Origin of the sequence: Acinetobacter modestus (assembly GCF_014636095.1) — a bacterium.
GTDB classification, from domain to species: domain Bacteria; phylum Pseudomonadota; class Gammaproteobacteria; order Pseudomonadales; family Moraxellaceae; genus Acinetobacter; species Acinetobacter modestus.
Genome location: NZ_BMDV01000003.1, coordinates 374415 through 399840 on the forward strand (window position 1 = coordinate 374415; position 25426 = coordinate 399840).

The following is a 25426-nucleotide window of genomic DNA, read 5'->3' on the forward strand; positions in this document are numbered from 1 at the left end:
TGGTATGTCTAACCAGAGAATTCGTATCCGTTTGAAGTCTTTTGATCATCGCCTGATTGATCAATCTGCTCAAGAGATCGTAGAAACCGCTAAGCGTACTGGCGCACAAGTGTGTGGTCCAATCCCGATGCCTACTCGCATCGAACGCTTCAACGTTCTTACTTCACCACACGTCAACAAAGACGCTCGTGATCAGTACGAAATCCGCACTTATAAACGTTTGATCGACATCGTTCAACCTACAGATAAAACTGTTGATGCATTGATGAAGTTAGATCTTGCTGCTGGTGTTGATGTTCAGATCGCTTTGGGTTAAGGCTTTCGGTTAATTAACGTTAAGTTAATTAGGCCGCTTTTTTAGAGGTTTATGCACATGGCTATTGGTTTAGTCGGTCGCAAATGTGGTATGACTCGCGTCTTTACAGATGCTGGTGTATCTGTACCTGTTACAGTTATCGAAGTCGATCCAAACCGCATTACGCAAATCAAAACACTTGAAACTGATGGTTATCAAGCAATCCAAGTAACTACTGGTGAACGTCGCGAATCGCGCGTAACTAACGCTCAGAAAGGTCATTTCGCGAAAGCGGGTGTTGCTGCTGGTCGTTTAGTTAAAGAGTTCCGTGTTACTGAAGCTGAGCTTGAAGGCCGTGAAGTTGGTGCTTCTATCGGTGTTGATTTGTTCACAGTTGGTCAAATTGTTGACGTAACTGGTCAATCAAAAGGTAAAGGCTTCCAAGGTGGTGTTAAGCGTTGGAATTTCCGTACGCAAGATGCTACTCATGGTAACTCTGTATCTCACCGTGTATTAGGTTCTACAGGTCAAAACCAGACTCCTGGTCGCGTGTTCAAAGGCAAGAAAATGGCTGGTCACTTAGGTGATGAACGCGTAACAGTTCAAGGTCTTGAAATTGTATCTATTGACGCTGAACGTTCTGTTTTAGTTGTTAAAGGTGCTGTTCCTGGTGCAACGAATGGTGACGTTATTGTACGTCCTACCATCAAGGCCTGAGGGGAAATACTGTGAATTTAAAAACTGTTTCCGGCTCTGCTGTTGAATTGTCTGAAGTTGCTTTCGGACGTGAGTTTAACGAAGCGCTTGTACACCAAGTTGTTACAGCTTACTTAGCTGGTGGTCGTCAAGGTTCGAAAGCTCAGAAATCACGTGCAGACGTTTCTGGCGGTGGTAAAAAACCATTCCGTCAAAAAGGTACTGGTCGCGCTCGTGCGGGTTCTATTCGTAGCCCTATCTGGGTTGGTGGTGGTAAAACTTTTGCTGCTCGCCCACAAGATTGGTCTCAAAAAGTAAACCGTAAGATGTATCGCGGTGCAATGCAATGTATCTTAGCTGAACTTGTTCGCCAAGATCGTCTTGTATTAGTTGAAGAGTTTGCTGTTGCAGCTCCAAAAACTAAAGACTTGCTTGCAAAACTTACAGACTTGAATGCAACTCGTGCATTGATCATTACAGATGCTGTAGATGAGAACTTGTATCTTGCAGCTCGCAACCTTCCACACGTTGATGTGGTTGATGCTACTGCTATTGATCCTGTTAGCTTGATTGCATTTGATAAAGTTGTAATGTCTGTAGCTGCTGCTAAGAAAATTGAGGTAGAACTCGGATGAACAACGAACGTATCTATCAAGTCCTATTAGGACCAGTATTCTCAGAAAAAGCACAAGTTTTAGGTGATACTGCTGGTGTTCAAGTGTTCAAAGTTGCATTAAATGCAAACAAACTTGAAATCAAAAAAGCAGTTGAGCAGCTCTTTGGTGTTGAAGTTGTAAAAATCAATACAACGATCACTAAAGGTAAAACAAAACGCTTTGGTAAAACATTAGGACGTCGTTCTGATGTGAAAAAAGCATACGTCACCCTGAAAGCTGGCCAAGATGTAGAAATGGCTGACTTGGGCGATACCGCTGAAAACGCAGCGGAATAAGGACGAGAATTATGCCAATTCAAAAATGTAAGCCAACGTCTCCAGGACGTCGCTTTGTAGAGAAAGTGGTTCATGACCATCTTCACAAAGGCGCTCCTTATGCACCGTTGGTAGAAGCTAAAAAACGTACTGGTGGTCGTAATAACAATGGTCACATCACTACACGTCACGTGGGTGGTGGTCATAAGCAAAACTACCGTATTGTTGACTTTAAACGTAACAAAGATGGTATTCCAGCGACTGTAGAGCGCATCGAATACGATCCTAACCGTACAGCTCATATTGCTTTATTGAAATATGCTGATGGTGAGCGTCGTTACATCATTGCACCTAAAGGCTTACGTGCTGGTGATAAAGTACAATCTGGTAACGATGCTCCAATTCGTCCAGGTAACTGCTTACCACTTCGCAACATGCCAATCGGTTCTACACTTCACAACCTTGAACTTAAAATCGGTAAAGGTGCTCAATTAGCACGTTCTGCTGGTACTTCAGTTCAGTTGTTGGGTCGTGATGGTTCTTACGCTATCGTTCGTTTACGTTCTGGTGAAATGCGTAAAGTACACGTTGAATGTCGTGCTGTAATTGGTGAAGTTTCTAACCAAGAAAGCAACCTTCGTTCATTGGGTAAAGCTGGTGCTGCGCGCTGGCGTGGTATTCGTCCTACTGTTCGTGGTATGGCGATGAACCCGGTAGATCACCCGCACGGTGGTGGTGAAGGACGTAGTAAAGGTATTCAACCTGTAAGTCCATGGGGTCAAAAAGCTAAAGGGTACAAGACACGTACCAATAAGCGTACGACTAAGATGATTATTCGCGACCGTCGCGTCAAGTAAGGGAATCTGAATAATGCCTCGTTCATTAAAAAAAGGTCCATTCGTCGACGCGCATTTGTTCGCTAAGGTTGAAGCTGCGATTGCTGCTAACAACCGTAAGCCGATCAAAACATGGTCACGTCGTTCAATGATCCTTCCAGACTTTGTTGGTTTAACAATTTCTGTTCACAATGGCCGTAACCACGTTCCAGTAATTGTTACTGAACACATGGTTGGTCATAAATTGGGTGAATTCGCGCCAACTCGTACCTATCGTGGTCACGGTGTTGATAAGAAGTCTAAACGTTAATAGGTGCTATGATGGAAGTAACTGCTAAATTACGCGGTGCCGCTATCTCGGCACAAAAAGCACGTTTAGTTGCTGATTTGATCCGTGGTAAGTCGGTTGCACGTGCGATAGACATTTTGAACTTCAGTAACAAGAAAGCGGCTGTGCTCGTTAAAAAAGCACTTGAATCTGCAATCGCGAATGCTGAACACAACAACAGCTTAGATGTTGATGACCTTAAAGTAACTACGATTTACGTTGATGAAGGCATGAGCCTTAAACGTATCATGCCACGTGCTAAAGGCCGTGCAGATCGTATTACTAAGCGTACTTGTCACATCACCGTTAAGGTAGGGGTTTGATATGGGTCAGAAGGTTCATCCAATCGGTATCCGCCTAGGTGTTGTGAAACGTCATAACGCTAACTGGTACGCGAGTCCGAAACAATACGCTGAATACTTGCTTAAAGATCTTCAAGTTCGTGAGTTTTTGCTTAAAAAACTTAAGAATGCGATGGTAAGCAATATTCTTATCGAGCGTCCTACAGGCGCTGCTAAAGTAACAATTAGCACTGCTCGTCCTGGTATCGTTATCGGTAAGAAAGGCGAAGATATTGAGAAATTACAGCGCGAACTCACCAATATTATGGGTGTTCCAGCTCAAGTTAGCATCAATGAAATTGATCGCCCTGACTTGGACGCACGTTTAGTTGCTGAAGCAATTGCTTCTCAATTAGAAAAGCGTGTTATGTTCCGTCGTGCTATGAAGCGTGCGGTTCAAAACACAATGCGTGCTGGCGCTAAAGGTATCAAAGTTGAAGTTTCTGGCCGTTTAGGTGGTGCAGAGATCGCTCGTACTGAGTGGTATCGTGAAGGTCGTGTACCTTTGCATACACTTCGTGCTGACATCGACTATGCTACTATGCGTGCAGAAACAACATACGGTACGATCGGTGTTAAAGTTTGGATTTTCCGTGGCGAGATTTTAGGTGGCATGAAACAAGTCATGAACCCTGCTCCTGCTGAAGAACGTCCAGCTAAACGTGGTCGTGGTCGTGGTGAAGGTCAAGAGCGTCGTGGTCGTCGCGGTGACCGTGCTGCTGACAAGGGAGAATAATCCATGTTGCAACCTAAACGTACCAAATTCCGTAAAGTGCACAAAGGCCGTAACACAGGTCTAGCGCATCGTGGTAGTACAGTATCATTTGGTTCGATTGCAATTAAAGCAACTGAACGTGGTCGTATGACTGCGCGTCAGATTGAAGCTGCACGTCGTACCATTAGCCGTCGTATTAAACGTGGTGGTAAAATCTTCATCCGCGTATTCCCAGACAAACCAATTACCGAAAAACCATTAGAAGTTCGTATGGGTAAAGGTAAGGGTAGCGTGGAATACTGGGTTTGTCAGATCCAGCCAGGTAAGATCCTGTACGAAATTGAAGGTGTTAGCGATGAGTTAGCGCGTGAAGCTTTTGCTTTAGCTGCAGCTAAACTCCCGTTTAAAACCACTATCGTGACTCGGACGGTGATGTAATGAAAATTAAAGATCTACGTGAAAAGTCGGTAGAAGAGTTGAAAGCTTTGCTTGATGAGCAACAGCTTAACCAATTCCGTCTTCGTATGGCGAAAGCAACTGGTCAATTAGGCAAATCGCATGAAGTGCAAATTGCTCGTAAGACAATTGCTCGTATCAAGACACTCCTTACCGAAAAACAGGGGAACGGACAATGAGTGAAAAAACAGTCCGCACGTTAACCGGCAAAGTTGTAAGTGACAAAATGGACAAGTCTATTGTTGTGCTTATTGAACGCCGCGTTCAACACCCGTTGTACGGCAAATCAATCCGCCGTTCAACTAAATTACACGCTCATGATGAGAACAATGTTGCTAAAACTGGCGACTTAGTGACCATCAAAGAAAGCCGCCCAATTTCTAAAACTAAAGCTTGGACTTTAGTGGAAGTCGTTGAAGCAGCTGCTGAGTAATTAGACGTTCTTGTTGCATCATCGGACAATTTCGAGTACTCTTTGAGCCTTTCGAAATTGCGACCGGTGATGCTCGGTTTTGGAGTAGGGCAATGATTCAAACCGAAAGTATGCTCGACGTAGCAGACAACAGTGGTGCACGCCGCGTACAATGTATTAAAGTACTTGGTGGTTCACACCGTCGTTATGCTTCAGTTGGCGATATTATTAAAGTTACTGTAAAAGAAGCAATTCCGCGCGCACGTGTTAAAAAAGGTGACGTGATGAATGCTGTAGTTGTACGTACAAAATTCGGCATCCGTCGTCCAGATGGTTCTGTTATTCGTTTCGACGATAACGCAGCTGTTATTTTGAACAACAACAAAGCTCCGATTGCTACTCGTATCTTCGGACCAGTGACTCGTGAACTTCGTACTGAACAGTTCATGAAAATCATTTCATTGGCTCCTGAAGTTTTATAAGAGGCAATCATGGCTAAGATTAAAAAAGGCGATCAAGTAATTGTGATCGCAGGTAAAGAAAAAGGCAAACAAGGTGTTGTTTTGTCTGTTTCTGAAGATCGAGTTAAGGTCGAAGGTCTTAACTTAGTGAAGAAGCATCAAAAGCCAAACCGTGTAACTGGCGCTGAAGGCGGTATCGTTACTCAAGAGGCAACGCTTCATATTTCAAACGTGGCAATTTTTAATGCTACAACCCAAAAGGCTGACCGTATTGGTTACCAAGTGATTGATGGCGCGAAAACTCGTGTTTATAAATCAAATGGTGAATCAGTGGCGGTAGCGAAGTAATAGGTTGAATAGGCGATGGCCAGACTTAAAGCACGTTATAACGACGAACTTAAAGCGAAGTTACAAGAAGAACTTGGCGTTAAGAATGTGATGGATATTCCTCGCATCACGAAAATCACTCTTAACATGGGTGTAGGCGCAGCTGCAACTGATAAGAAATTATTAGATGGTGCTGTTGCTGATATGCAACTCATTGCTGGTCAAAAACCAGTTGTGACACTTGCACGTAAATCAATCGCTGGTTTTAAAATCCGTGATGGTTGGCCAATTGGTTGTAAAGTTACTTTACGTGGCGACCAAATGTACGAATTCTTGGATCGTTTGATCTCGATCGCTATCCCTCGTATCCGTGACTTCCGTGGTTTCTCTTCGAAATCATTTGATGGTCGTGGTAACTACTCTATGGGTTTAAAAGAGCAGATCGTTTTCCCTGAAATCGATTTTGACAAAATTGATCGTATCCGTGGTCTAGATATCACTATTACGACCACTGCTCGTAGCGATGACGAAGGCCGTGCGCTTATGCGTGCATTCGGCTTCCCGTTCAAATAAGAGGTCGATATGGCTAAGAAAGGTATGATTAATCGCGAATTGAAACGCGAAAAGACAGTTGCTAAATACGCTGCAAAACGTGCTGAATTAAAAGCAACGATTGCAAACGTAAATGCATCTGATGAAGAACGTTTCGAAGCGATGATGAAGTTACAAGCATTACCACGTAATGCATCTCCAGTACGTCTTCGTAACCGCTGTGGTTTAACTGGTCGTCCTCATGGTTACTTCCGTAAGTTCGGTTTAAGCCGTAACAAATTACGCGATACAGTAATGCAGGGTGATGTACCAGGCGTTGTTAAAGCAAGCTGGTAAGGAGCGACTATAATGAGTATGCAAGATACCGTTGCCGACATGTTAACGCGTGTTCGTAACGCTCAAATGGCAAAGAAACAAGTTGTTTCTATGCCTTCTTCTAAGTTGAAGGTTGCTATTGCAAACGTTCTTCAACAAGAAGGTTATATTTCAAATGTAGAAGTTGCTCAAGAAGATGCAAAAGCTACTTTGACTATTACGTTAAAATATTTCGAAGGCAAACCAGTTATCGAAACTGTGAAGCGCGTAAGCCGTCCTGGTCTACGTCAGTATCGCGGTAAAGATGCACTTCCAAGCGTTAAGCAAGGTTTAGGTATTGCAATTGTTTCTACAAGCAAAGGCATCATGACTGATCGCGCTGCACGTGCTGCGGGCGTTGGTGGTGAAGTTATTGCTTTTGTTTCTTAATAGGTGATTCCTCATGTCTCGTGTGGCTAAAGCCCCAGTAACTGTACCTAATGGTGTAACAGTTACTCAGAACGGCCGGCAGGTCGAAGTGAAAGGCACTAAAGGTACATTGTCTTTCAACCTGCATGCGCTGGTCGAGCTAAAACAGGAAGAAGGTAAACTTCAACTTGCTCCAGTTAAAGAGTCGAAAGATGCTTGGATGCAAGCTGGTACTGCTCGCGCTGTATTGAACAACCTTGTAAAAGGTGTTAGCGAAGGCTTCGAACGTAAGTTACAGCTAGTTGGTGTTGGTTACAAAGCAGCAGTTAAAGGCACTGTCGTTAACCTTGCTTTAGGTTATTCACACCCAATTGACTACGCTTTACCAGAAGGTGTAACAGCGGAAACTCCAACTGCAACTGAAATCATTTTGAAATCAGCAAACAAGCAGTTGTTAGGTCAAGTAGCAGCGGAAATCCGTGCATACCGTTCTCCTGAACCATATAAAGGTAAAGGTGTTCGTTATTCGGATGAAGTTATTCTTCGTAAAGAAGCTAAGAAGAAATAAGGCGCGAGGTTCTTATGAACGAAAAGAAACAAACCCGTTTGCGTCGTGCAAAAAGCACACGCTTGCACATTCGTGCATTGGGTGCGACTCGTTTGTGTGTAAACCGCACTCCGCGTCACATCTATGCTCAAGTTATTTCAGCAGATGGTGGCAAAGTTTTAGCGCAAGCTTCAACTTTAGATGCATCTTTGCGTAGTGGTGCGACTGGTAATATCGATGCAGCAACTAAGGTTGGTGCTTTAATCGCAGAACGTGCTAAAGCAGCTGGCGTTACTAAAGTTGCATTTGACCGTTCTGGTTTTAAATATCATGGTCGTATCAAAGCCTTGGCTGATGCTGCTCGTGAAGGCGGCTTGGAGTTCTAATCATGGCGAAAGTTGAACAAAACGAAGGTCTCGTTGAAAAGCTGGTTGCCGTTGATCGTGTAGCCAAAGTTGTTAAGGGTGGTCGTATCTTCTCTTTCACAGCATTAACTGTTGTGGGTGATGGTAATGGTCGTGTAGGTTTTGGTCGTGGTAAAGCACGTGAAGTTCCAGCTGCTATTTCTAAAGCACTTGAAGCTGCACGTCGTAACATGATTACTGTAGACCTTGCGGGGACTACTTTACAACACCCTGTGAATGCTCGTCATGGTGCAAGCCGTGTATACATGCAACCTGCTTCAGAAGGTACTGGCGTAATTGCTGGTGGCGCGATGCGTGCTGTTCTCGAAGCTGCAGGTGTACATAACGTACTTGCTAAATGTTATGGTTCTACAAATGCTGCTAACGTAGTAAACGCAACTTTCAAAGGTTTGCGTGATATGACTTCTCCTGAGAAAGTCGCTGCGAAACGTGGTCTTTCAGTAGAACAAATTCAAGGGTAATCAATCATGAAAACGATTAAAGTTACCCAGACTAAATCTTCTTCGCATCGTTTAAAAAATCATAAACTTTGCTTACAAGGTCTAGGTCTGCGTCGTATTGGTCATACTGTAGAAGTGCAAGATACGCCTTCTAACCGTGGTATGGTCAACAAAGTTTACTATATGGTTAGTGTAGAGGAATAAGCCATGACTCTGCGTTTAAATGAACTTGCACCTGCTGAAGGTGCTAAGCGTGAAAATCGTCGTCTAGGTCGTGGTATCGGCTCTGGCGTTGGTAAGACTGGTGGTCGTGGTATCAAGGGTCAAAACTCACGTAAAAGTGGTGGTACTCGTCCAGGCTTTGAAGGCGGTCAAACAGCATTATATCGTCGTTTACCAAAATTTGGTTTCACTAGCCAAATCGCTTTGAAAACTGCTGAAGTACGTTTGTCTGAATTGAATAAAGTTGAAGGTGATGTAATTAGCCTTGAAACTTTAAAAGCTGCGAACGTTGTTCGTCGTGATCAAATTCGTGCTCGCATCGTTCTTTCTGGTGAAATCACTCGCGCATTCACTGTTCAAGGTGTTGTGTTGACTAAAGGCGCTAAAGCTGCTGTTGAAGCTGCTGGCGGTAAAGTCGAGGAGTAATCTCGAGTGTCTATGACTCCTAGTTCTTCAGGTCATGTAAACATGATGAAAGGCCAACCGTTTCATGTGAAATATCGTGAAATTATTCGTCGATTAATGTTTTTGATTGGCGCGTTATTGGTCTTTCGACTAGGAGCGCATATTCCGTTGCCAGGTATTGATAATATAGCGCTAGCACGGTTTTTTAAGGCGAATGAAGGTACCTTCTTAGGCTTATTTAACATGTTCTCTGGCGGTGCATTAGAACGCATGTCGATTTTAGCGTTAGGGATTATGCCGTACATTTCTGCATCGATTATCGTGCAGTTAATGTCTACGGTTGTTCCTTCGTTAGAAGCTTTGAAAAAAGAAGGCGAGCAAGGCAAACGAAAGATCAATCAATATACACGTTATGGCACCTTATTCCTTGCACTCGTGCAAGGTGTAGGGATGTGTGCTGGTTTGATCAGTCAAGGTATTACTTTGACATCAGGCTTAGCATTCTATGTTCCTGCAGTTACTTCGTTAGTTGCGGGAACAATGTTTCTGATGTGGTTAGGGGAGCAAATTACCGAACGTGGTGTTGGTAATGGTATCTCGATGATCATTTTTGCAGGTATTGTGGCAGGTTTGCCAAATCTTGTAATACAGTCGTTTACGTCTGTAGATAATGGTCAAGGTAGTTTAATTGGTTTAGCTGTATTTGGCTTACTCTCATTAGCGGTTTTAGCTGCGATTGTGTTTATTGAAAAAGCACAACGTCGTATTCCAGTGAACTATGCACAAAAGCAACAAGGTCGTCGTGTTTTTACTGCACAGCAAACGCATTTGCCATTAAAAATTAATATGGCCGGTGTGATTCCAGCGATTTTTGCAAGCTCACTGTTATTATTTCCAGCGAGTTTGGGACAATGGTTAGGTAGTGCTGATCCAAATGCAGGGATTGTGAAGCGTAGCCTACAAGATCTGGCATTGGTGTTATCGCCTGGACAGCCGTTGTATTTAATGCTGTTTGGTGCGTTAATTATTTTCTTCTGTTATTTCTATACAGCGCTAGTATTTAGCCCGAAAGAAGTTGCAGAGAACTTAAAACGCAGCGGAGCATATGTGCCTGGTATCCGCCCAGGTGAGCAAACGGCTCGTTATTTAGATCATATTCTTAACCGTTTGACTTTTATTGGTGCAATTTACATTACTGTAGTGTGTTTAATGCCTATGGTGCTACAAAGTTCGTTTAGTATTCCATTCCATTTGGGTGGAACATCTTTACTGATTGTAGTTGTAGTAGTAATGGACTTTATGGCGCAACTTCAAGCGCACCTTACTTCGCATCAATATGATAATCAAACGTTAATGAGAAAAACGACTGCTCATCCTAAGGGATAAGCGCACTTAGAGGTTTCATCATGAAAGTACAAGCTTCTGTAAAGAAAATTTGTGGTAGCTGCAAAGTTATCCGTCGTAATGGGGTTATTCGCGTGATTTGTAGCGCAGAACCTCGTCATAAGCAGCGTCAAGGTTAATTTAATTAAGACCTGTTGATTTCAGTAGGCTAATTAGGTTATTATCCGCCCCTCAAGATTTTTGTGGGGCGGTTGATTATCTTGACTGCCTTTTTGGAGAAAATTGAATGGCTCGTATTGCCGGTGTAAACATTCCGGATAACAAGCATGCTGTTATCTCTCTCACGTATATTTTTGGTATCGGTCGCCACACTGCTAAGAACATCTTAGCGACTGTAGGTATCACTGAAACTACAAAAATCCGTGAATTAGATGATGCTCAGCTTGATGCGATTCGTGCAGAAGTTGCTAAGGTTCCGACCGAAGGTGATTTACGTCGCGAAATTTCCATGAACATTAAACGTTTAATGGATTTAGGCTGCTACCGCGGTCTTCGTCATCGTCGCAGCTTGCCTGTTCGTGGACAACGCACCAAAACTAACGCACGTACCCGTAAAGGTCCGCGCAAACCGATTAAAAAGTAAGATTTCTGGAAGCTAAAAGATGGCTAAAGATACTCGCACACGCAAGAAGGTCACTCGTACCGTCTCTGAAGGTGTTGCACACATTCACGCGTCTTTTAATAACACCATTGTAACGATTACCGATCGTCAAGGTAATGCATTGGCTTGGGCTACCTCAGGTGGACAAGGCTTCCGTGGTTCACGTAAATCAACTCCGTTCGCTGCTCAGGTAGCTGCTGAAGTTGCTGGTAAAGCAGCTTTGGATTACGGTTTGAAAAACCTAGACGTCCTTGTAAAAGGTCCTGGTCCAGGTCGTGAGTCTGCGGTTCGTGCATTAGGCGCAGTGGGTTATAAGATTAACAGCATTACCGATGTGACTCCAATTCCTCACAACGGTTGCCGTCCACCTAAAAAACGTCGCGTGTAAGGAGAAACATTCATGGCTCGTTATATTGGTCCAAAATGCAAACTCTCTCGCCGCGAAGGGACAGACCTGCAACTTAAATCAGGCGTTAAACCGTTTGATGTAAAAACCAAAAAACACAATAAAGCACCTGGTCAACATGGTCAGGCTCGTGGTGGTAAGCAATCTGAGTATTCACTACAATTACGTGAAAAACAAAAAGTACGTCGTATGTACGGTGTGTTAGAGCGTCAATTTAGTAACTACTATAAAGAAGCAGCTCGTGTTAAAGGCGCAACTGGTGAAAACTTGTTGAAATTGCTTGAAAGCCGTCTTGATAACGTAGTTTATCGCATGGGTTTTGGTTCTACACGTTCAGAAGCTCGTCAGTTAGTATCTCACCGTTCTATTACTTTAAATGGTCGTCGTGTAAACATTGCGTCTATTCAAGTAAAAGCGGGTGATGTAATTGCAGTGCATGAAGGTGCTAAACAACAATTGCGTATCAAAAACGCTATTGAATTAGCTGCTCAACGTGGTATCCCTGCTTGGATGGAAGTTGATCATTCTAAGTTGGAAGGTACGTTTAAAGCTGCACCAGATCGCTCTGATTTACCTGCTGAAATCAACGAAAGCTTGATTGTAGAATTGTATTCTAAATAATCCTTGAGGTAGCAATAAATGACGCGTACTGCAAACGAGTTTCTAACTCCGCAAGCGATCAAGGTCGAAGCGGTGAGCGGGACCTCGGCAAAAGTGATTCTTGAGCCTTTAGAGCGTGGTTTTGGTCATACTCTAGGTAATGCTTTACGTCGCATTCTATTGTCTTCTTTACCTGGCGCTGCTGTGGTTGAAGTTGAGATAGAAGGCGTCGAGCACGAGTACAGTACTTTAGAAGGCTTGCAGCAGGACATCGTCGAGCTCTTGCTGAACCTAAAAGGATTGTCTATTAAGCTGTTCGATCAAAATGAAGCATATTTAACATTAGAGAAGCAAGGTGCAGGTGACGTAACAGCAGCTGACCTTCGTTTACCTCATAATGTTGAAGTGGTTAACCCTGATCATTTAATCGGTACTTTGAGTTCTTCTGGTTCATTGAAAATGCGCCTTAAAGTAGCTCAAGGTCGTGGTTATGAGACATCTGACTCTCGTTTCCCAGAAGGTGAAACACGTCCAGTAGGTCGCTTACAGTTAGATGCTTCTTATAGCCCAATCAAGCGTGTTTCTTACACAGTAGAAAATGCTCGTGTAGAACAACGTACCGATCTTGATAAGTTAGTGATCGATCTTGAGACTAACGGAACTGTTGATCCAGAAGAAGCTATCCGCAAAGCGGCAACAATCTTGCAACAACAAATTGCAATTTTTGTTGATCTTCAGAAAGATCAAACTCCAGTCGCTCAAGAACCTCGCGAAGAAGTTGACCCAATTTTGCTTCGTCCAGTAGATGATCTCGAGCTTACTGTTCGTTCTGCTAACTGTTTGAAGGCAGAAAATATTTACTACATTGGTGATCTTGTTCAACGTACTGAAGTTGAGTTGTTAAAAACTCCTAACTTGGGTAAAAAATCGTTAACAGAGATCAAAGATGTTTTGGCATCGAAAGGTTTACAACTCGGCATGCGTTTAGAGAACTGGCCACCAGCTAGTCTCCGTATGGATGACCGATTTGCCTATCGTAGCCGTTAATTAAGTAGGACTATCACCATGCGTCATCGTAATAGTGGTGTGAAATTAGGCCGTACAAGCAGCCACCGTAAGGCGTTGTTTCAAAACTTAACAAATGCTTTAGTAGAGCACGAGTTAATTAAGACAACTTTGCCTAAGGCGAAAGAACTTCGTCGTGTTGCTGAGCCTTTAATCACTTTGGCTAAAAACGATACTGTTGCAAACCGTCGTTTAGCGTTTGCTCGTACTCGTTCAGCAGCAACTGTTGGTAAATTATTTACCGTTCTTGGCCCTCGTTACAAAGAACGTAACGGCGGTTATCTTCGTGTTCTTAAAGCGGGCTTCCGTGCAGGTGATGCTGCACCGATGGCTTACGTTGAACTCGTTGACCGTGAAGTAAAATAATACTTCTACGTGTAGAACAGTCAGTTGTTCCAAAAAAGGTCGGTGTAATAACCGACCTTTTTTATTGTTTAATAATGTTTAAAATAAAATCATCAAGATACAATTAGATCAGTCAATACGAGTATTACTATTATAAGTGAGAAGATCATGGATTCTGAAAAATATTGTTTTATTAATGGATTGAAAAGGCGGCATACTAATTTAATATTTGGCTACAATGGAAATTTGTATGATAGACAGCTATTAGGATTCATTACAGCCGAAGCAGCAGCTCTAAGTCCAAATTCAATAAGTGTAAAAAAATTATCCAATATTTGGTATGTTGTATCAGAATATGATTGGATAAATAATTTATCTGATGATGAAAGCTATCTTCTTAAGCCGAATTATTTACCAGATGCTGATAATTTCTATCATTTATCTGGTGCTATTCTGTCTGCATTTTCTAATGGTGTGGGGCTAGCATTAAACGGAGAAATAACAACTTCATATAACCTCAGTGACAATGATCTAAGTGAAATCAAAAATGAAGTTGAACAACTAAAAAGTAGAGTTGTCTTTTTTAAAAGTATTGATACTTCAAGCGAATAAACAAATTAATGGATTTTCTACGGAATTGATGAACTTTTTTTAATGTGTTTTATAACGTTTATTTTTCTTAAAAATCTTCAATTAAAAATTATATAAAGATTTATTCCTAATTTTTTTGTATTCAATACAACATAGTTTAAATGTAAACCCAAGTAAAAATCTCAGGATTTTTTAACCACTTTTTTTCTCAAAATGTCCCGAACTGATATAAAAAAACCGATGAATGACTAAACTTGACATTGTGTATTGTCAAATTTGTGCTTTAATAAAGACATGATTTACACAGGGTATAAAAAAAATGGAAAAGCAAGTTGATGTATTAATTATTGGTGCAGGTATCTCTGGAATTGGGTTAGCTGTGCATCTCTCTAAGAACTGTCCACAACGTAAATTCGAAATCTTAGAACGTCGTGACAGTTTCGGTGGAACTTGGGATTTATTCCGTTACCCTGGTATTCGTTCTGATTCGGATATGTCAACTTTTGGTTTTAACTTCAAGCCATGGGCAAAAGACAAAGTGTTGGCTAGCGGCGCTGAGATCAAGGGCTATTTAAGCGATGTGATCAGTGAAAATCAGTTAAAAGATAAAATTCACTTTGGTCATCGTGTTCTTTCAGCAAACTATGATTCTACAAAGAAAAAATGGTTAGTTGAGATCGAAGATAACAATAAGAAAAAACAAACTTGGTCTGCAAATTTTGTAATGGGTTGTACTGGTTACTATAACTATGATCAGGGTTATGCACCTAAATTCCCTAAACAAGAAGATTTCAAAGGTCAGTTTATTCATCCACAACATTGGCCAGAAAATTTAGATTACACTGGTAAGAAAGTTGTGATCATTGGTAGTGGTGCAACTGCAATTACGCTGGTACCTTCAATGGTGAAAGGTGGAGCAGGGCATGTCACAATGTTGCAGCGTTCACCAACTTATATTGCAACGATTCCTTCAATTGACTTTATTTATGAGAAAACACGTAAATTTATGTCTGAGGAAACGGCGTATAAATTTACTCGCGCACGTAATATTGGTATGCAACGTGGTATTTATGCATTAGCGCAAAAATATCCGAAAACTGTACGTCGTTTATTGTTGAAAGGCATTGAATTGCAGCTTAAAGGTAAAGTGGATATGAAACACTTTACACCAAGCTATAATCCATGGGATCAACGTTTGTGTGTTGTGCCAGACGGTGATTTATTCAAATCTTTACGTGAAGGCAAAGCAAGTGTTGAGACAGATCAAATTGAAAAATTCACTGCAAATGGTATCCAATTAAAATCTGGAAAACATTTAGAAGCGGATATTGTAATCTCAGCAACTGGTTTGGAGATTCAGATTCTAGGTGGGGTGCAAGGTTCAATTGACGGTAAGCCAATGAACACATCTCAACATATGCTGTATCAAGGCGTGATGGTGAGTGATGTCCCTAACATGGCGATGATCATTGGTTATATCAATGCTTCATGGACATTAAAGGTTGATATTGCAGCTGATTATATCTGTCGCTTAATCAATCATATGGATAAAAATGGTTTTGATGAAGTGATTGCACATGCTGATCCTTTACAGCGTGAAAATGATACGATCATGGGTAAAATGTCTTCTGGTTATATCGCACGTGCGGCTGATGTAATGCCTAAACAAGGTAAACAAGCACCGTGGAAGATCACCAATAATTACCTAGCTGATCGTAAAGAACTGAAAGATGCTAAGTTTAATGATGGGGTTTTAGAATTTCATAAGCGTGGCGATCAAACAAATCGTAAGCCAAAATTAGTATCATAAGTTTTTGCTTGAATGTTTTGGAACCCTATGCAGTTGCATAGGGTTTTTTATTTGAGTGGCTATTTAAATATAAAAAATATCGCGTATATTGAGCGCAATAACATTTAAATAAAACAGGGATGACTGAGTGAAAAAGCTATTAATCTTGGGGACATTATTATTCAGTACATTTGTTTTTGCTGATGATGTAAAACAGAAAGAAGTTATTGCTCAAAAATTGGTATCTGTAGATGGAACCGAACAAGGTTTACAAAACACCGATAAAATGATTTTAGAGCAAATCCGAATGCGTTTGCCTAAAGATATACCTGAAAATTTTTACGTAGATTTGATTAAAAATTTAAACAGTGAACAGCGTAAGCAATTCATTATTCAACGCTATGTTGAAACATTCAGTCAAAAGGAACTACAAGCTGCATTAACCTTTTATCAATCTACAGAAGGGAAAGCATGGGCTAAAAAAGCCAGTGAGATAGGAAGTGAAGTTGCACATTTCACTACGCAAAATGCACGCACTGCTTTAAATGTCACTATGCAGCAACATATTGATAACCCAACGGTAAAGCAACTAATGGCACGAATTAATCCAACGCCTACGCCAGCTCAAACAACTGAAAAACCTGAAACTAAATAAATAAAAAGGGATCGTGTAATTAAACGCGATCCCTTTAGCTTTCCAATTTATGTTTAAAGTGTACGAGAAATTAATTCTTTCATAATTTCATTTGTTCCCGCATAAATACGGTTAGCACGGTTATCGATGTAGGCACGCGCAATTGGATATTCCAACATATAGCCATAGCCACCATGTAACTGTAAGCAATCATCCACAACTTTTGAGAACATATCTGAAATTTTGTATTTGGCTGCTGCGGCGGCATCCACACCTAAGCTTTCTTCGAGTTGTAATTCCATACAACGATCTAAATAAGTACGGCAGAAATCAATTTCAGTACGTAATTCAGCTAATTTAAACCGCGTATTTTGGAAGGTACTAATCGCTTTGCCAAATGCTTTACGATCTTTGGTGTATTGAACAGTATGCGCAAATGCTGCTTCTGCACCTGCTTGGCAAATAATCGCAACTAACATACGTTCCCATGCCAATTCTTTCATCAACATAATGAAGCCCATACCTTCCATACCAAGTAGGTTTTCCTTAGGTACTCGTACGTTGTCAAAGAACAATTCGCAAGTATCTTGCCCTTTCATTCCGATTTTATTCAAAGGTTTACCTTTACTAAAACCAGCACGATCAGCTTCAACGATGATTAATGATAAATTTGCTGAGCCTTTTTCATTGTTGCCTGTTTTACAGACGACAATTGCCATGTCACAAAGGTAGCCATTGGTAATGAAGATTTTTGAACCATTAATGACATATTCATCACCATCAAGTACAGCAGTAGTGCGAACTGCTTGAAGATCTGAACCTGTACCCGGTTCAGTCATGGCAATCGCTGTAACTGTTTCACCTGTTGCCATTTTTGGCAACCAATGTTGTTTCTGTTCTTCATTACCAAAGTTATTGACATAATTGGCAACGATGTCTGAGTGTAATGAGAAACCTGTACTTGAGTCCATTGCATAAGCTTGTTCTTCAATGAGAATCATACTGTACAAACGATCAACCCCAGAGCCACCATATTGTTCTGGCATTGTGGTACAGAGTAAACCTAGTTCACCTGCTTTGTTCCATAAGTCACGGTCAACATGTTGTTGTTTCTCATATTTTTCAATATTTGGCACAACTTCTTTTTCATAAAATTTACGTACAGTTTCACGAAATGCTTCATGATCAGAAGTAAATAGCTTACGTGGGAGCATATTTGGAATTGGACGAATTGCACCTGATTGCATTTGTTATTTTTTCCCTAGTCATTGGATGTAAACGATCATCATCACGATACAAGAAATTGAAAATAGTGAACAATGTGATCAATGCTCAATTTGATTGATGTATTTGGTCACTTGAGAAAAAACGCTGCGAAGTTAATGGGGGATCGGGTACACTATCACTATAAAATTGTTGCATAGTGGAACAAATAATGTCTGATGAAATAAGTTTGGAAGAACGTAAGGTCGTTTATCGCGCACGTCGTGGTTTAAAAGAAATTGATGTGTATTTCGATCCTTATGTTAAAAACTATTATTTAACCGCCGATGCTGATGAAAAGGCGCTATTTGCAGAGTTGGTTGATCAAGAAGATCCAGACTTGCTGGATTGGTTTATGGAAGTTGGTGAGCCGCCTCGCGCTGAGTTAAAAGATTTTATTCGAAAATTAAAACATTATGTACACGGCTAATCGTGTTTTTGAGTTGCAATACAGTCGATTTTCCTTTGTATTGCAACTTTTAATTTTTGTCACTGTTCTAATTTTAGCCTACCAATTGCTAGCTCTTTCATTTTGGCTGCTTAGCCTTGTTGTCATGGTTTTATTTTGGTTTTTGTTGTTACGGCGTCCTTTAATAAAGCGTTTTGAGTATTTGGATCATCAGCATTGGTCATTTGAGTTTGTGGATACCTCTATCGCAATCCAAGGCCGAACAATCACTAAAATTATTGATCACCAAGCTTATATTACGATCTATTTTTCTGATACCCAGTACCAACCTTTAACGATTTGGTGGGATCAATTGTCAATTTCGCAGTGGAAAAACTTAAAATTATTAATAAAAATGCTTTAATTGTTGGACAATTCTACAACTGTATATAATTAATTATATGTTTATTTTCAATTGTTTGTGTTGGTTTTACTTTGCGTTCATTTAAATTGTTAGATTAAATACTCTAAAATTTCGTGAAAATCTAAATTGTCAGACAATCTGACCATCAACTTGTATTCATTTTCGTTAAAGTACAAACACCAACGTAAAGTGTGGTGGAGGTCCAAAGTGATGGAAATTCCAACATGGTCGTTTCTGGTGATTGCAATTGTTTTTGCAATTGTTATAGGAAGAGCAGGAACTTTACTCAGGGAACTTCTTGAATCGCATCAATCAAAAGTTGTTGTGACCAAGAGAAAGAGATTGAAAGTGTCATCAATATATCATACTCCCGTGAATACTGATGACGAACGCCAATCTAGTATCTATCAAAAATAGATACGCAATGTTGTAGGAGGTCTCTATGGAGATTTCAATGTGGATGTTTCTAGTAATTGCAATCGTTATGGCGATTGTTGTAGGAAGAGCTGGAACATTACTAAAGGATTACTTTCAACAAAACTAAAAGATAAAGAGTTTCACGTTTTTACCAGTTAATAAGTAGCATGTGCTGAACCGTCGCAATGCTACTTTTTTTTGCCTAAAATTTTTGTATTTTCAACTCTCTGTCAATTCACCTATCTGTGAATTGTGTCAAAATGCACATGTTAAATTAGAGCAATTACTCTTTAATTCAAGTATTGCATCTGATAAGGTACATCTAAAAGGAAAAACAAATTAATTAGAGGACAGGAAGAATGTCTAAATTCCAGAAAATGGGACAGGGTGTGGCGGTTGCGTTACTCACAACATCAATATTATCAGGGTGTTCACAAATCATTAAAACAGGGGCTAATGTCGCATTAAGTTTTAGTGAAAATCATATTGTTCCACCAATTTTGGCGATGGATGACGCCGAAATGGTGTGTAATTCAGGTAATGCCTTAACCCCTGCGGTGATGTCAACCAAAGATATGGGTGCTGATCCAACACGTATGGCGGTGTTATTGTATACCTCAGCAGGTATTTGTGCTGAAAATAAAGCCTTAGAGGCAGAACTCCGCTATTTGCGTGCTTCGAAAGCAGGTCAAGTTTCTGAAGCTCAAGACGCTCGTATTGAACAAAAACGTTGGGCGGGGATTGCTGCTGAACGTCAATATGCAGGTTATCAACTTTTTGCTAATCGTTGGGAATCAAAATATAAATATAAATTGGGTGATTCATGCCCAACAATGCGCAATGATTTAGATCAGACAGTTTACCTTTTAGGGATGGTAAGTGGTCTGCAAGCAATGACGAATGATATTAACTCTGGTGGCGCGATTAATGTCCCGAAAGATATTGCGGGTATTGTTGAGCGTGGCATGACCTGTTTGGATAATGAAAAATTCTGGGGCGCGCCGATGGCGACGCGAGCAGTGATTTGGACTTTATTACCAGGTGCAGGTGACGGTAAACCTGAACCTTATGCAACCATGAAAGAATCAATGCAAATTGGTGAGAAAAAAGGTGTTCGTTTATCACATGCATTATATGCAGTTGCTGCACAAGCAAGTGGCGATGATGCCAAATTGCGTGATGCTTTCCGCTCTTATGCTGCTGCAACAGGTGAAGACAAACCAGCAAATCCTCAATTTAGATTGATCGATAAGATGGCTGGTTTGATGGTCCGCGGTATAGCTGATCGTTACTGGACGGAGAATACAGGCGTACGCTCTGGTGATGAAGGTTTGACTTCTTTCTGGGATGATAAGAAAGAAAGTTCATCTGAATTGGATGCGTTATTTGATGGTGGAGATGGCGCATCAGCACCAGCAGAAGGAACACCTGCAGAGTAAACTTGAATTAAACGACCTTTTACACGTGAAACATTTAAACTGGTGAAAGGTCAGTTTTTTCATGGGGTGGTAATGGATGAAAGATCACGTATGGATACCGAAAGTTATTTTAATCGCTGTATGTGTTTCTATATCAGCGTGCTTGCAAGTATTTGCAGATCACTTCATTTATTGGAAACCTAGTTTACTCGCTGAATTTTGGCGTTTATGGACGGCACATTGGGTTCATGTTGGATGGATGCATTTTTTCTTAAATATGTTGGCATTCGCATGTTTACCTTTTATTTTTCCTCATGCTCGTAATTGGCACTTATGTGTTCTGCTGTTAATCCTTCCCCCGTTTATTAGTCTTATCTTTTATTTCTACTTACCTTATATCGATGCATATGCTGGTCTTTCTGGCGTGCTGCATGGATTATATGTTGCTGTTGGTCTCGTGTATCTGAAATATCCTAAAGAAAGAAAATTTGCCTTGTTGGTCTTGTTGCTGATCGCAGCAAAATTAATATGGGAAAATACTTTTGGTCAGACAGGTACTGCACAGTTAATTGGTAGTCCTGTTCTGACAGAAGCTCATTTGATTGGTGCGATTGGTGGTTTGTTCTGTGGGTTAGGTTATTTATTGTTAAGAAGGATAGAGAGAGAACATATAAGTTGATAAAAAAAACCAACAAAAAAGTGATTGTAGTCATTCTTTTTTGGAAAAGATTGCTGCAAATTTAGGCGGTTTAAAAGGGATTGGTTACGAAGAGGGTAAATTCACTTATCTATCAACCATGGACATCGCATGATTCAACATCTTTGGATGGGTGTTGATAACAATAAACTGGAATAGACATGCAAAATGATCAAGAGAAAATGTCTGGGTTAGCCCGATTAGGCTATATCTGGAATGATTGGATATCAACATTCATCATTCTTGCTTTGTTGCTAATGACTTTGCTTATTGGTACTGGCGAGATGATTCACGGTCAAATGCTCCGTATGGGGGAGCGTCTTTACGGTGATCAAACAACTGGGATGCAGTATTCGTTTTTACGAGCTGAACCTGAAAAACCATCTTGTGATCGACATCCTAATATTGAAGCGCAAGTTCAAGAGCAGATGAAAGCGAATGCTGCTGATGAATTTGCAAGCATGTTTGGTGCAGCTTCTGAATCAGATGTACGTGCTTCATTACTAGCTGCTCAACAGCAATGTGATGAAAAATATCAGTTCTATGATAAAGCAATGAAGCACTTGGAAGCTCATCCAAGTATTCGTACTTATCGTAAAGTTGAAACAACCTTCTTTGGTATCTTTAAGCTAGGTTCTGAGAACCAAACTGTTCTATTACTTGTAATGGTTTTGTTTGCTTCTATTACTGCTTCGCTTCGTTATCACCATATTGGTCTACGTGCGCCAAAGAGTAAAATCGACTATCGCGTTTATTCAGCGCTAATGGTTGCTGGTAATGCATTACTCAGCTATTCAGTTGTTAGTCAGTACCATTCTGTATTGAACTCAGGTGTTGAAGTCGCTGGAAAGACAGCCGTTTTATATTGGTTGTGGATAGCCTTATTCGTATCACTTACGATTATCAGTGTTTTCCAATTTATCTTTATTCCTAAAACTGCACAACCTAAAGGTAACTTTGGCCTAGCATTATTAAGCGTTCCGCTTTATGCCTTTATGTCCTTGGTAACAGGTATTGTGTTTACCTTCTTCATGGATTATCCAATGGGGCAAGGGATCTATTTAGGAATTTTGATTGAATTCTCTGGTATTTTCTTAAATCTTGCATTGTTTATTTGGGCGGGTATGTTGCTCACTCAAACACGTGTTATGGATTTATTCTTAAATATTTTACGTCCGTGGAATCTTGCACCTGAAACTTTAACTTGGTTAATTTTGATTGCAGCAGCGATTCCAACAGCATACACAGGTGCTTCTGGTATCTTCGTTATTGCAGCGGGCGCGATCATTTATAAAGAAGTTTGGAATTCTGGTGCGCGCCGTCAATATGCCTTAGCTGTATCAGCAATGTCAGGTTCGTTAGGTGTGGTTATTCGTCCATGCTTATTGGTTATCTTGATTTCAATGCTGGATAGCCGTCATGTAACGTCTACAGAGTTATTTGATCATGGTATCTATGTTTTCTGGTTAACTGCATTTATTTTCCTTGGCGTTTCATTGATTCTTGCTGAAGAAAAATTCCGTGTAAATTCACCAAAAGTTGCTGTACCTGGAATGTTACGTGCATGTGTACCTGTGATTCCTTATGTAATCATTGGTTTTGCAGTTGTGATGTTCTATAAACTTGCGTTAGATACATCAATCAATGAGTTTACAGCGCCAATGATTTTACCATTGGTGTTGATTGCAATGATTTTGTTTGACAAATTGTTTGCAGCAAAACTTGCACCAGCTCCAGTTGTTGATGCAAAGCATGAGGCATTAGTTCGTGAACATGAACAGAAATCAGACTTCTTAAAAAGCCATGATCCTCATGGTGGTAAGAGTTTTGGTTTTGGTGGTGCATTACGTTTTGCAACTTCAGAAACAGTTGGTCATATCGGTGCGTTGATTCTACTGATGGCATTATCTGCGAGCGTTGGTGGTTTAATCGAGCGTGCTGAAGTGGTTGAGTTATTACCAACTCACTTGGGTAATATCTACATTTCTCTTGCCTTTATTGCAATGTTACTTGCAATTATTGGTATGACTACCGATCCATTCGGTGCTGTAATCTTAGTTGCTGCGACAGTAGCGCCAGTCGCTTATGAGAACGGTATTCATCCGATTCACTTCTGGATGATCGTATTGGTTGCATTCGAATTTGGTTATGTAACACCACCTGTTGCATTAAACCATTTGTTGACGCGACTCTCTGTCGGCGATGAAGAAGTATCGGCTGCTGATAAGGAAGCGAAAGAGAAATACACAAGTTTCTATTATCGTTATGAGCGTTGGTTGTTACCGATTATCGTATTGTTCTCATCTTTAGTATTGGTGACCTATGCACCATATATCTTCCAAATGTTTGGTTGGTATAAACACTAAGTGTTGAAATAAAAAAAGCGCCTTCGGGTGCTTTTTTTATTTTTTAAGATTTAAAATACTTTGGACATCATCAATGTTGATAAGTTATTTTTAAAGATCAAATATTTTAGCGTTGAATCATTTTCTTTTGACGTTGAGTCAATGGACTACATAATAAAATTGCCAGCAAAATAATACAAAATCCAATCACGCTGTATAAATCAGGTACTTCATCCCAAAGTAAGAAGCCCCATACACCTGCAAAAATAATTGCCATATAATTCACAGGTGCAATTTGTCCTGCTGGCGCAAGTCGATAAGCATGAGACATAAAAATTTGGCTGACATTAGCAAGTATCCCTGCGCCAATCAAAAATAATAATTCTTTTACATGGTAGGTTCGCCACATCCAAAACATTGGAATCACAGAAAGTGCTGATCCTATCAAGCAGAAATAAAATACGATGCGTTCAGGTGGTTCAGTTTGAGTTAATGCTCGAACGGTTACAAAAGCCATTGATGCAAGTAAGCTAGAGGCGATACCAATCACCGAAATCCAGTTCAGTAGACCTTGATCGGGTTTAGCAACGCAAAATACGCCAATAAATCCTAAAACTGCTGCACAAAGCATAGCAATGGTGATTTTTTCTTTTAGAAATAACCATGCAATAACTGGAATAAAAATTGGGGAAGAGTAGGTAAATACCATTGCATTTGATAACTTTAAATGCGCAATTGCGTAAAAGAAACCATACATGGCTGCAAGTCCAACAATACTGCGCCATGTATGCATCCATAGTTTTTCTGTTTTTACAAAGCCAATGCCTTGTTTAAAAATAAATGGCAGAAATAGAATGAGCCCAACCACGTTGCGGAAAAAAACAATTGTATAGTTATCAACCGTATGTGATGCATAACGAATACAGATACCCATGATCGAAAAAAGAAGGGCAGAGGTTGTCAAGCAACCAATCGCAAGTAAAAGATTGCGATTAGTTTGAAGTGAATTCATATTAGACACGAAACTTTGAGACTAAAGTTATTCTATGCTTGTCAAACGATGAAAGAAATGTGCTTTTAAACTGGATTTAAGATTTGTTGAGTGACTTATATCCATCATACCGCAATCAGTGTGAATACAAACTTATGAGGATCTGTATAAAAAATCGCAATTAGAAATATGAGATTGATATTTAAATGAGTAAAAAGCTTTAAATCGGATTAAAGCTTTTGTTGTTTTAAGATTTATGTTGTGCGGAGATTTGAGCCTCCAAAAGTTTAATTTGATCTTCTTTGAGCTTAAGTAAAGTATCAACATCGTTATTTTGTTGTTTCAAGTCACGCTGTTGGTCTTGCAGTTGCTGATGAATATCATCTAGTTTTGCAATCTCTTCTTTGGCTAAACTGTCATTGCTCGGAAGTGGTGATTTGACAATTGACTCTTCAACTAATTGTATTGGTGCAGCGACTTCACTGCTCGCCGTATTTATATCTGGACTAACAGTTGTTTCTGCCTTGGATATAATTGTTTTTTCGGCAATTGGTTGTGTAGCTGTGGTTGTCGATTGCTGATCTTTTTGTGATAAAAACCATTGAATTGCAAGAAACAAAACCACAACAACGCTAATTCCACCAATTATCATCCATAATAATTTGGAATTTTGAGTTTGGTATGTGGACATCATTTTTAACCTTCTAGTCAAAATGACGAGGTTTGAATTGTATCACCCCAATTTCATCTGGCTCAGCGGGTTGTTGCTCTTCCACGTGGGTCGGGCGTTTTTCGCTATAAGCACATTCGATACATTCAATCCACTCGTCATCCACAGTGATGATCTTAACCACACGATCTAACGCGCCACATTTAGGGCATTTTGCACCCGCGATGAACTGTCTTTTCATGTCAGTTAATTACACCCTGTGAACA

General features: G+C 40.4%; 40 protein-coding genes and 1 pseudogene. 37 read left to right on the top strand and 4 right to left on the bottom strand.

Annotated elements, in window-relative coordinates:
• The first annotated feature begins 4 nt into the window (after positions 1 to 4).
• From rpsJ to IEV17_RS10100, 31 genes and pseudogenes are all read left to right on the top strand, one after another.
• Positions 5 to 316 carry a 30S ribosomal protein S10 gene (gene rpsJ / locus IEV17_RS09950; RefSeq protein ID WP_000070912.1) on the top strand — a complete coding sequence of 104 codons (312 nt, stop codon included), beginning with the start codon at positions 5 to 7 and terminating at the stop codon, positions 314 to 316.
• A gap of 57 nt (positions 317 to 373) precedes the next feature.
• Complete coding sequence (gene rplC / locus IEV17_RS09955) at positions 374 to 1012, top strand: 50S ribosomal protein L3 (RefSeq protein ID WP_004660344.1); 639 nt, start codon at positions 374 to 376, stop codon at positions 1010 to 1012.
• An 11-nt stretch (positions 1013 to 1023) separates the two neighbouring features.
• Positions 1024 to 1626 carry a 50S ribosomal protein L4 gene (gene rplD / locus IEV17_RS09960; protein WP_004660347.1) on the top strand — a complete coding sequence of 201 codons (603 nt, stop codon included), beginning with the start codon at positions 1024 to 1026 and terminating at the stop codon, positions 1624 to 1626.
• Positions 1623 to 1943: a 50S ribosomal protein L23 gene (gene rplW, locus IEV17_RS09965; RefSeq protein WP_004641070.1), complete on the top strand. Its 321-nt coding sequence runs from the start codon at positions 1623 to 1625 to the stop codon at positions 1941 to 1943. The genes rplD and rplW overlap by 4 nt, the downstream gene beginning before the upstream one ends.
• 11 nt (positions 1944 to 1954) lie before the next feature.
• Positions 1955 to 2779: a 50S ribosomal protein L2 gene (gene rplB, locus IEV17_RS09970; RefSeq protein WP_004660349.1), complete on the top strand. Its 825-nt coding sequence runs from the start codon at positions 1955 to 1957 to the stop codon at positions 2777 to 2779.
• A 13-nt stretch (positions 2780 to 2792) separates the two neighbouring features.
• Entirely contained in the window at positions 2793 to 3068 is a 276-nt protein-coding gene (gene rpsS / locus IEV17_RS09975; RefSeq protein WP_004641066.1) for a 30S ribosomal protein S19, read from the top strand.
• 11 nt (positions 3069 to 3079) lie between these two features.
• Complete coding sequence (gene rplV / locus IEV17_RS09980) at positions 3080 to 3409, top strand: 50S ribosomal protein L22 (RefSeq protein ID WP_004657676.1); 330 nt, start codon at positions 3080 to 3082, stop codon at positions 3407 to 3409.
• Position 3410: 1 nt separating this feature from the next.
• Positions 3411 to 4227: pseudogene (rpsC, locus tag IEV17_RS09985) on the top strand (30S ribosomal protein S3).
• Positions 4167 to 4580: a 50S ribosomal protein L16 gene (gene rplP / locus IEV17_RS09990; RefSeq protein WP_004657678.1), complete on the top strand. Its 414-nt coding sequence runs from the start codon at positions 4167 to 4169 to the stop codon at positions 4578 to 4580. The pseudogene rpsC and the gene rplP overlap by 61 nt, the downstream one beginning before the upstream one ends.
• On the top strand, positions 4580 to 4777 hold the full coding sequence (rpmC, locus tag IEV17_RS09995; protein WP_004660354.1) for a 50S ribosomal protein L29: 198 nt from the start codon (positions 4580 to 4582) through the stop codon (positions 4775 to 4777). The genes rplP and rpmC overlap by 1 nt, the downstream gene beginning before the upstream one ends.
• The gene (gene rpsQ, locus IEV17_RS10000; protein WP_004641057.1) at positions 4774 to 5031 is read left to right on the top strand and encodes a 30S ribosomal protein S17; all 258 of its coding nucleotides are present in this window, start codon (positions 4774 to 4776) and stop codon (positions 5029 to 5031) included. The genes rpmC and rpsQ overlap by 4 nt, the downstream gene beginning before the upstream one ends.
• 92 nt (positions 5032 to 5123) lie before the next feature.
• Entirely contained in the window at positions 5124 to 5492 is a 369-nt protein-coding gene (gene rplN, locus IEV17_RS10005; RefSeq protein WP_004657680.1) for a 50S ribosomal protein L14, read from the top strand.
• Between the two features lie 9 nt (positions 5493 to 5501).
• Positions 5502 to 5819, top strand: coding sequence for a 50S ribosomal protein L24 (rplX, locus tag IEV17_RS10010; RefSeq protein ID WP_004641054.1), 318 nt, complete (start codon positions 5502 to 5504; stop codon positions 5817 to 5819).
• A 15-nt stretch (positions 5820 to 5834) separates the two neighbouring features.
• Complete coding sequence (gene rplE / locus IEV17_RS10015; protein ID WP_004660357.1) at positions 5835 to 6371, top strand: 50S ribosomal protein L5; 537 nt, start codon at positions 5835 to 5837, stop codon at positions 6369 to 6371.
• 9 nt (positions 6372 to 6380) lie between these two features.
• The gene (gene rpsN / locus IEV17_RS10020; RefSeq protein ID WP_004660360.1) at positions 6381 to 6686 is read left to right on the top strand and encodes a 30S ribosomal protein S14; all 306 of its coding nucleotides are present in this window, start codon (positions 6381 to 6383) and stop codon (positions 6684 to 6686) included.
• A gap of 12 nt (positions 6687 to 6698) precedes the next feature.
• Positions 6699 to 7094 carry a 30S ribosomal protein S8 gene (gene rpsH / locus IEV17_RS10025; protein ID WP_004660361.1) on the top strand — a complete coding sequence of 132 codons (396 nt, stop codon included), beginning with the start codon at positions 6699 to 6701 and terminating at the stop codon, positions 7092 to 7094.
• 13 nt (positions 7095 to 7107) lie between these two features.
• Positions 7108 to 7641 (top strand): 50S ribosomal protein L6, encoded by a 534-nt coding sequence (gene rplF / locus IEV17_RS10030; RefSeq protein ID WP_004660363.1) that lies wholly within the window; start codon positions 7108 to 7110, stop codon positions 7639 to 7641.
• Positions 7642 to 7655: 14 nt separating this feature from the next.
• Complete coding sequence (gene rplR, locus IEV17_RS10035) at positions 7656 to 8006, top strand: 50S ribosomal protein L18 (protein ID WP_004660364.1); 351 nt, start codon at positions 7656 to 7658, stop codon at positions 8004 to 8006.
• A gap of 2 nt (positions 8007 to 8008) precedes the next feature.
• Positions 8009 to 8506: a 30S ribosomal protein S5 gene (gene rpsE / locus IEV17_RS10040; RefSeq protein ID WP_004657688.1), complete on the top strand. Its 498-nt coding sequence runs from the start codon at positions 8009 to 8011 to the stop codon at positions 8504 to 8506.
• Positions 8507 to 8512: 6 nt separating this feature from the next.
• Entirely contained in the window at positions 8513 to 8689 is a 177-nt protein-coding gene (rpmD, locus tag IEV17_RS10045; RefSeq protein ID WP_003653652.1) for a 50S ribosomal protein L30, read from the top strand.
• A 3-nt stretch (positions 8690 to 8692) separates the two neighbouring features.
• Positions 8693 to 9133, top strand: a complete 441-nt coding sequence (gene rplO, locus IEV17_RS10050) for a 50S ribosomal protein L15 (protein WP_004660366.1) — start codon at positions 8693 to 8695, stop codon at positions 9131 to 9133.
• Between the two features lie 45 nt (positions 9134 to 9178).
• Entirely contained in the window at positions 9179 to 10498 is a 1320-nt protein-coding gene (gene secY, locus IEV17_RS10055) for a preprotein translocase subunit SecY (protein ID WP_171062401.1), read from the top strand.
• A gap of 20 nt (positions 10499 to 10518) precedes the next feature.
• Positions 10519 to 10635 (top strand): 50S ribosomal protein L36, encoded by a 117-nt coding sequence (rpmJ, locus tag IEV17_RS10060; protein WP_000867907.1) that lies wholly within the window; start codon positions 10519 to 10521, stop codon positions 10633 to 10635.
• A gap of 107 nt (positions 10636 to 10742) precedes the next feature.
• Complete coding sequence (gene rpsM, locus IEV17_RS10065) at positions 10743 to 11099, top strand: 30S ribosomal protein S13 (protein ID WP_000090816.1); 357 nt, start codon at positions 10743 to 10745, stop codon at positions 11097 to 11099.
• 19 nt (positions 11100 to 11118) lie between these two features.
• Positions 11119 to 11505: a 30S ribosomal protein S11 gene (rpsK, locus tag IEV17_RS10070; RefSeq protein WP_001040166.1), complete on the top strand. Its 387-nt coding sequence runs from the start codon at positions 11119 to 11121 to the stop codon at positions 11503 to 11505.
• A gap of 12 nt (positions 11506 to 11517) precedes the next feature.
• Positions 11518 to 12144: a 30S ribosomal protein S4 gene (rpsD, locus tag IEV17_RS10075; protein ID WP_004641035.1), complete on the top strand. Its 627-nt coding sequence runs from the start codon at positions 11518 to 11520 to the stop codon at positions 12142 to 12144.
• An 18-nt stretch (positions 12145 to 12162) separates the two neighbouring features.
• Positions 12163 to 13170: a DNA-directed RNA polymerase subunit alpha gene (locus IEV17_RS10080; RefSeq protein WP_004660372.1), complete on the top strand. Its 1008-nt coding sequence runs from the start codon at positions 12163 to 12165 to the stop codon at positions 13168 to 13170.
• Between the two features lie 18 nt (positions 13171 to 13188).
• Complete coding sequence (gene rplQ, locus IEV17_RS10085) at positions 13189 to 13554, top strand: 50S ribosomal protein L17 (protein ID WP_004641032.1); 366 nt, start codon at positions 13189 to 13191, stop codon at positions 13552 to 13554.
• A 147-nt stretch (positions 13555 to 13701) separates the two neighbouring features.
• Entirely contained in the window at positions 13702 to 14145 is a 444-nt protein-coding gene (locus IEV17_RS10090) for a hypothetical protein (RefSeq protein ID WP_004660374.1), read from the top strand.
• Positions 14146 to 14443: 298 nt separating this feature from the next.
• Positions 14444 to 15934: a flavin-containing monooxygenase gene (locus IEV17_RS10095; protein WP_004660376.1), complete on the top strand. Its 1491-nt coding sequence runs from the start codon at positions 14444 to 14446 to the stop codon at positions 15932 to 15934.
• Positions 15935 to 16061: 127 nt separating this feature from the next.
• Complete coding sequence (locus tag IEV17_RS10100; protein WP_004660378.1) at positions 16062 to 16568, top strand: DUF2059 domain-containing protein; 507 nt, start codon at positions 16062 to 16064, stop codon at positions 16566 to 16568.
• 53 nt (positions 16569 to 16621) lie between these two features.
• On the opposite strand, the gene IEV17_RS10105 is transcribed toward IEV17_RS10100, so the two are convergent.
• On the bottom strand, positions 16622 to 17794 hold the full coding sequence (locus IEV17_RS10105; RefSeq protein WP_004660381.1) for an acyl-CoA dehydrogenase family protein: 1173 nt from the start codon (positions 17792 to 17794) through the stop codon (positions 16622 to 16624).
• Positions 17795 to 17982: 188 nt separating this feature from the next.
• Between IEV17_RS10105 and IEV17_RS10110 the strand changes: the two genes are divergently transcribed.
• The 6 genes from IEV17_RS10110 (at position 17983) to IEV17_RS10135 (ending at position 23520) form a co-directional block, all read left to right on the top strand.
• Positions 17983 to 18240 (top strand): FAD assembly factor SdhE, encoded by a 258-nt coding sequence (locus tag IEV17_RS10110; protein WP_004660383.1) that lies wholly within the window; start codon positions 17983 to 17985, stop codon positions 18238 to 18240.
• Positions 18227 to 18622 (top strand): hypothetical protein, encoded by a 396-nt coding sequence (locus IEV17_RS10115; RefSeq protein ID WP_004660384.1) that lies wholly within the window; start codon positions 18227 to 18229, stop codon positions 18620 to 18622. The genes IEV17_RS10110 and IEV17_RS10115 overlap by 14 nt, the downstream gene beginning before the upstream one ends.
• Positions 18623 to 18832: 210 nt before the next feature.
• The gene (locus tag IEV17_RS10120) at positions 18833 to 19039 is read left to right on the top strand and encodes a hypothetical protein (protein ID WP_004660385.1); all 207 of its coding nucleotides are present in this window, start codon (positions 18833 to 18835) and stop codon (positions 19037 to 19039) included.
• 359 nt (positions 19040 to 19398) lie between these two features.
• Positions 19399 to 20478 (top strand): hypothetical protein, encoded by a 1080-nt coding sequence (locus IEV17_RS10125; protein ID WP_004660386.1) that lies wholly within the window; start codon positions 19399 to 19401, stop codon positions 20476 to 20478.
• Positions 20479 to 20554: 76 nt separating this feature from the next.
• Positions 20555 to 21136 carry a rhombosortase gene (rrtA, locus tag IEV17_RS10130; protein ID WP_004660387.1) on the top strand — a complete coding sequence of 194 codons (582 nt, stop codon included), beginning with the start codon at positions 20555 to 20557 and terminating at the stop codon, positions 21134 to 21136.
• 179 nt (positions 21137 to 21315) lie between these two features.
• The gene (locus tag IEV17_RS10135) at positions 21316 to 23520 is read left to right on the top strand and encodes a TRAP transporter large permease subunit (protein ID WP_004660388.1); all 2205 of its coding nucleotides are present in this window, start codon (positions 21316 to 21318) and stop codon (positions 23518 to 23520) included.
• A 106-nt stretch (positions 23521 to 23626) separates the two neighbouring features.
• Here the strand turns inward: IEV17_RS10135 and IEV17_RS10140 are convergent, their stop codons facing one another.
• From IEV17_RS10140 to IEV17_RS10150, 3 genes are all read right to left on the bottom strand, one after another.
• On the bottom strand, positions 23627 to 24511 hold the full coding sequence (locus IEV17_RS10140; protein ID WP_004660389.1) for a DMT family transporter: 885 nt from the start codon (positions 24509 to 24511) through the stop codon (positions 23627 to 23629).
• A gap of 226 nt (positions 24512 to 24737) precedes the next feature.
• Positions 24738 to 25184 (bottom strand): hypothetical protein, encoded by a 447-nt coding sequence (locus IEV17_RS10145; protein ID WP_004660390.1) that lies wholly within the window; start codon positions 25182 to 25184, stop codon positions 24738 to 24740.
• A 10-nt stretch (positions 25185 to 25194) separates the two neighbouring features.
• Positions 25195 to 25401 (bottom strand): YheV family putative metal-binding protein, encoded by a 207-nt coding sequence (locus IEV17_RS10150; protein WP_004660391.1) that lies wholly within the window; start codon positions 25399 to 25401, stop codon positions 25195 to 25197.
• Positions 25402 to 25426: the final 25 nt, after the last annotated feature.

Coding starts and splice junctions, on each gene's coding strand:
- rpsJ (WP_000070912.1), top strand. CDS start 5: ATGTCTAACCAGAGAATTCGTATCCGTTTGAAGTCTTTTGATCATCGC.
- rplC (WP_004660344.1), top strand. CDS start 374: ATGGCTATTGGTTTAGTCGGTCGCAAATGTGGTATGACTCGCGTCTTT.
- rplW (WP_004641070.1), top strand. CDS start 1,623: ATGAACAACGAACGTATCTATCAAGTCCTATTAGGACCAGTATTCTCA.
- rplB (WP_004660349.1), top strand. CDS start 1,955: ATGCCAATTCAAAAATGTAAGCCAACGTCTCCAGGACGTCGCTTTGTA.
- rpsS (WP_004641066.1), top strand. CDS start 2,793: ATGCCTCGTTCATTAAAAAAAGGTCCATTCGTCGACGCGCATTTGTTC.
- rplV (WP_004657676.1), top strand. CDS start 3,080: ATGGAAGTAACTGCTAAATTACGCGGTGCCGCTATCTCGGCACAAAAA.
- rplP (WP_004657678.1), top strand. CDS start 4,167: ATGTTGCAACCTAAACGTACCAAATTCCGTAAAGTGCACAAAGGCCGT.
- rpmC (WP_004660354.1), top strand. CDS start 4,580: ATGAAAATTAAAGATCTACGTGAAAAGTCGGTAGAAGAGTTGAAAGCT.
- rpsQ (WP_004641057.1), top strand. CDS start 4,774: ATGAGTGAAAAAACAGTCCGCACGTTAACCGGCAAAGTTGTAAGTGAC.
- rplN (WP_004657680.1), top strand. CDS start 5,124: ATGATTCAAACCGAAAGTATGCTCGACGTAGCAGACAACAGTGGTGCA.
- rplX (WP_004641054.1), top strand. CDS start 5,502: ATGGCTAAGATTAAAAAAGGCGATCAAGTAATTGTGATCGCAGGTAAA.
- rplE (WP_004660357.1), top strand. CDS start 5,835: ATGGCCAGACTTAAAGCACGTTATAACGACGAACTTAAAGCGAAGTTA.
- rpsN (WP_004660360.1), top strand. CDS start 6,381: ATGGCTAAGAAAGGTATGATTAATCGCGAATTGAAACGCGAAAAGACA.
- rpsH (WP_004660361.1), top strand. CDS start 6,699: ATGAGTATGCAAGATACCGTTGCCGACATGTTAACGCGTGTTCGTAAC.
- rplF (WP_004660363.1), top strand. CDS start 7,108: ATGTCTCGTGTGGCTAAAGCCCCAGTAACTGTACCTAATGGTGTAACA.
- rplR (WP_004660364.1), top strand. CDS start 7,656: ATGAACGAAAAGAAACAAACCCGTTTGCGTCGTGCAAAAAGCACACGC.
- rpsE (WP_004657688.1), top strand. CDS start 8,009: ATGGCGAAAGTTGAACAAAACGAAGGTCTCGTTGAAAAGCTGGTTGCC.
- rpmD (WP_003653652.1), top strand. CDS start 8,513: ATGAAAACGATTAAAGTTACCCAGACTAAATCTTCTTCGCATCGTTTA.
- rplO (WP_004660366.1), top strand. CDS start 8,693: ATGACTCTGCGTTTAAATGAACTTGCACCTGCTGAAGGTGCTAAGCGT.
- secY (WP_171062401.1), top strand. CDS start 9,179: ATGAAAGGCCAACCGTTTCATGTGAAATATCGTGAAATTATTCGTCGA.
- rpmJ (WP_000867907.1), top strand. CDS start 10,519: ATGAAAGTACAAGCTTCTGTAAAGAAAATTTGTGGTAGCTGCAAAGTT.
- rpsM (WP_000090816.1), top strand. CDS start 10,743: ATGGCTCGTATTGCCGGTGTAAACATTCCGGATAACAAGCATGCTGTT.
- rpsK (WP_001040166.1), top strand. CDS start 11,119: ATGGCTAAAGATACTCGCACACGCAAGAAGGTCACTCGTACCGTCTCT.
- rpsD (WP_004641035.1), top strand. CDS start 11,518: ATGGCTCGTTATATTGGTCCAAAATGCAAACTCTCTCGCCGCGAAGGG.
- IEV17_RS10080 (WP_004660372.1), top strand. CDS start 12,163: ATGACGCGTACTGCAAACGAGTTTCTAACTCCGCAAGCGATCAAGGTC.
- rplQ (WP_004641032.1), top strand. CDS start 13,189: ATGCGTCATCGTAATAGTGGTGTGAAATTAGGCCGTACAAGCAGCCAC.
- IEV17_RS10090 (WP_004660374.1), top strand. CDS start 13,702: ATGGATTCTGAAAAATATTGTTTTATTAATGGATTGAAAAGGCGGCAT.
- IEV17_RS10095 (WP_004660376.1), top strand. CDS start 14,444: ATGGAAAAGCAAGTTGATGTATTAATTATTGGTGCAGGTATCTCTGGA.
- IEV17_RS10105 (WP_004660381.1), bottom strand. CDS start 17,794: ATGCAATCAGGTGCAATTCGTCCAATTCCAAATATGCTCCCACGTAAG.
- IEV17_RS10110 (WP_004660383.1), top strand. CDS start 17,983: ATGTCTGATGAAATAAGTTTGGAAGAACGTAAGGTCGTTTATCGCGCA.
- IEV17_RS10115 (WP_004660384.1), top strand. CDS start 18,227: ATGTACACGGCTAATCGTGTTTTTGAGTTGCAATACAGTCGATTTTCC.
- IEV17_RS10120 (WP_004660385.1), top strand. CDS start 18,833: ATGGAAATTCCAACATGGTCGTTTCTGGTGATTGCAATTGTTTTTGCA.
- IEV17_RS10125 (WP_004660386.1), top strand. CDS start 19,399: ATGTCTAAATTCCAGAAAATGGGACAGGGTGTGGCGGTTGCGTTACTC.
- rrtA (WP_004660387.1), top strand. CDS start 20,555: ATGAAAGATCACGTATGGATACCGAAAGTTATTTTAATCGCTGTATGT.
- IEV17_RS10135 (WP_004660388.1), top strand. CDS start 21,316: ATGCAAAATGATCAAGAGAAAATGTCTGGGTTAGCCCGATTAGGCTAT.
- IEV17_RS10140 (WP_004660389.1), bottom strand. CDS start 24,511: ATGAATTCACTTCAAACTAATCGCAATCTTTTACTTGCGATTGGTTGC.
- IEV17_RS10145 (WP_004660390.1), bottom strand. CDS start 25,184: ATGATGTCCACATACCAAACTCAAAATTCCAAATTATTATGGATGATA.
- IEV17_RS10150 (WP_004660391.1), bottom strand. CDS start 25,401: ATGAAAAGACAGTTCATCGCGGGTGCAAAATGCCCTAAATGTGGCGCG.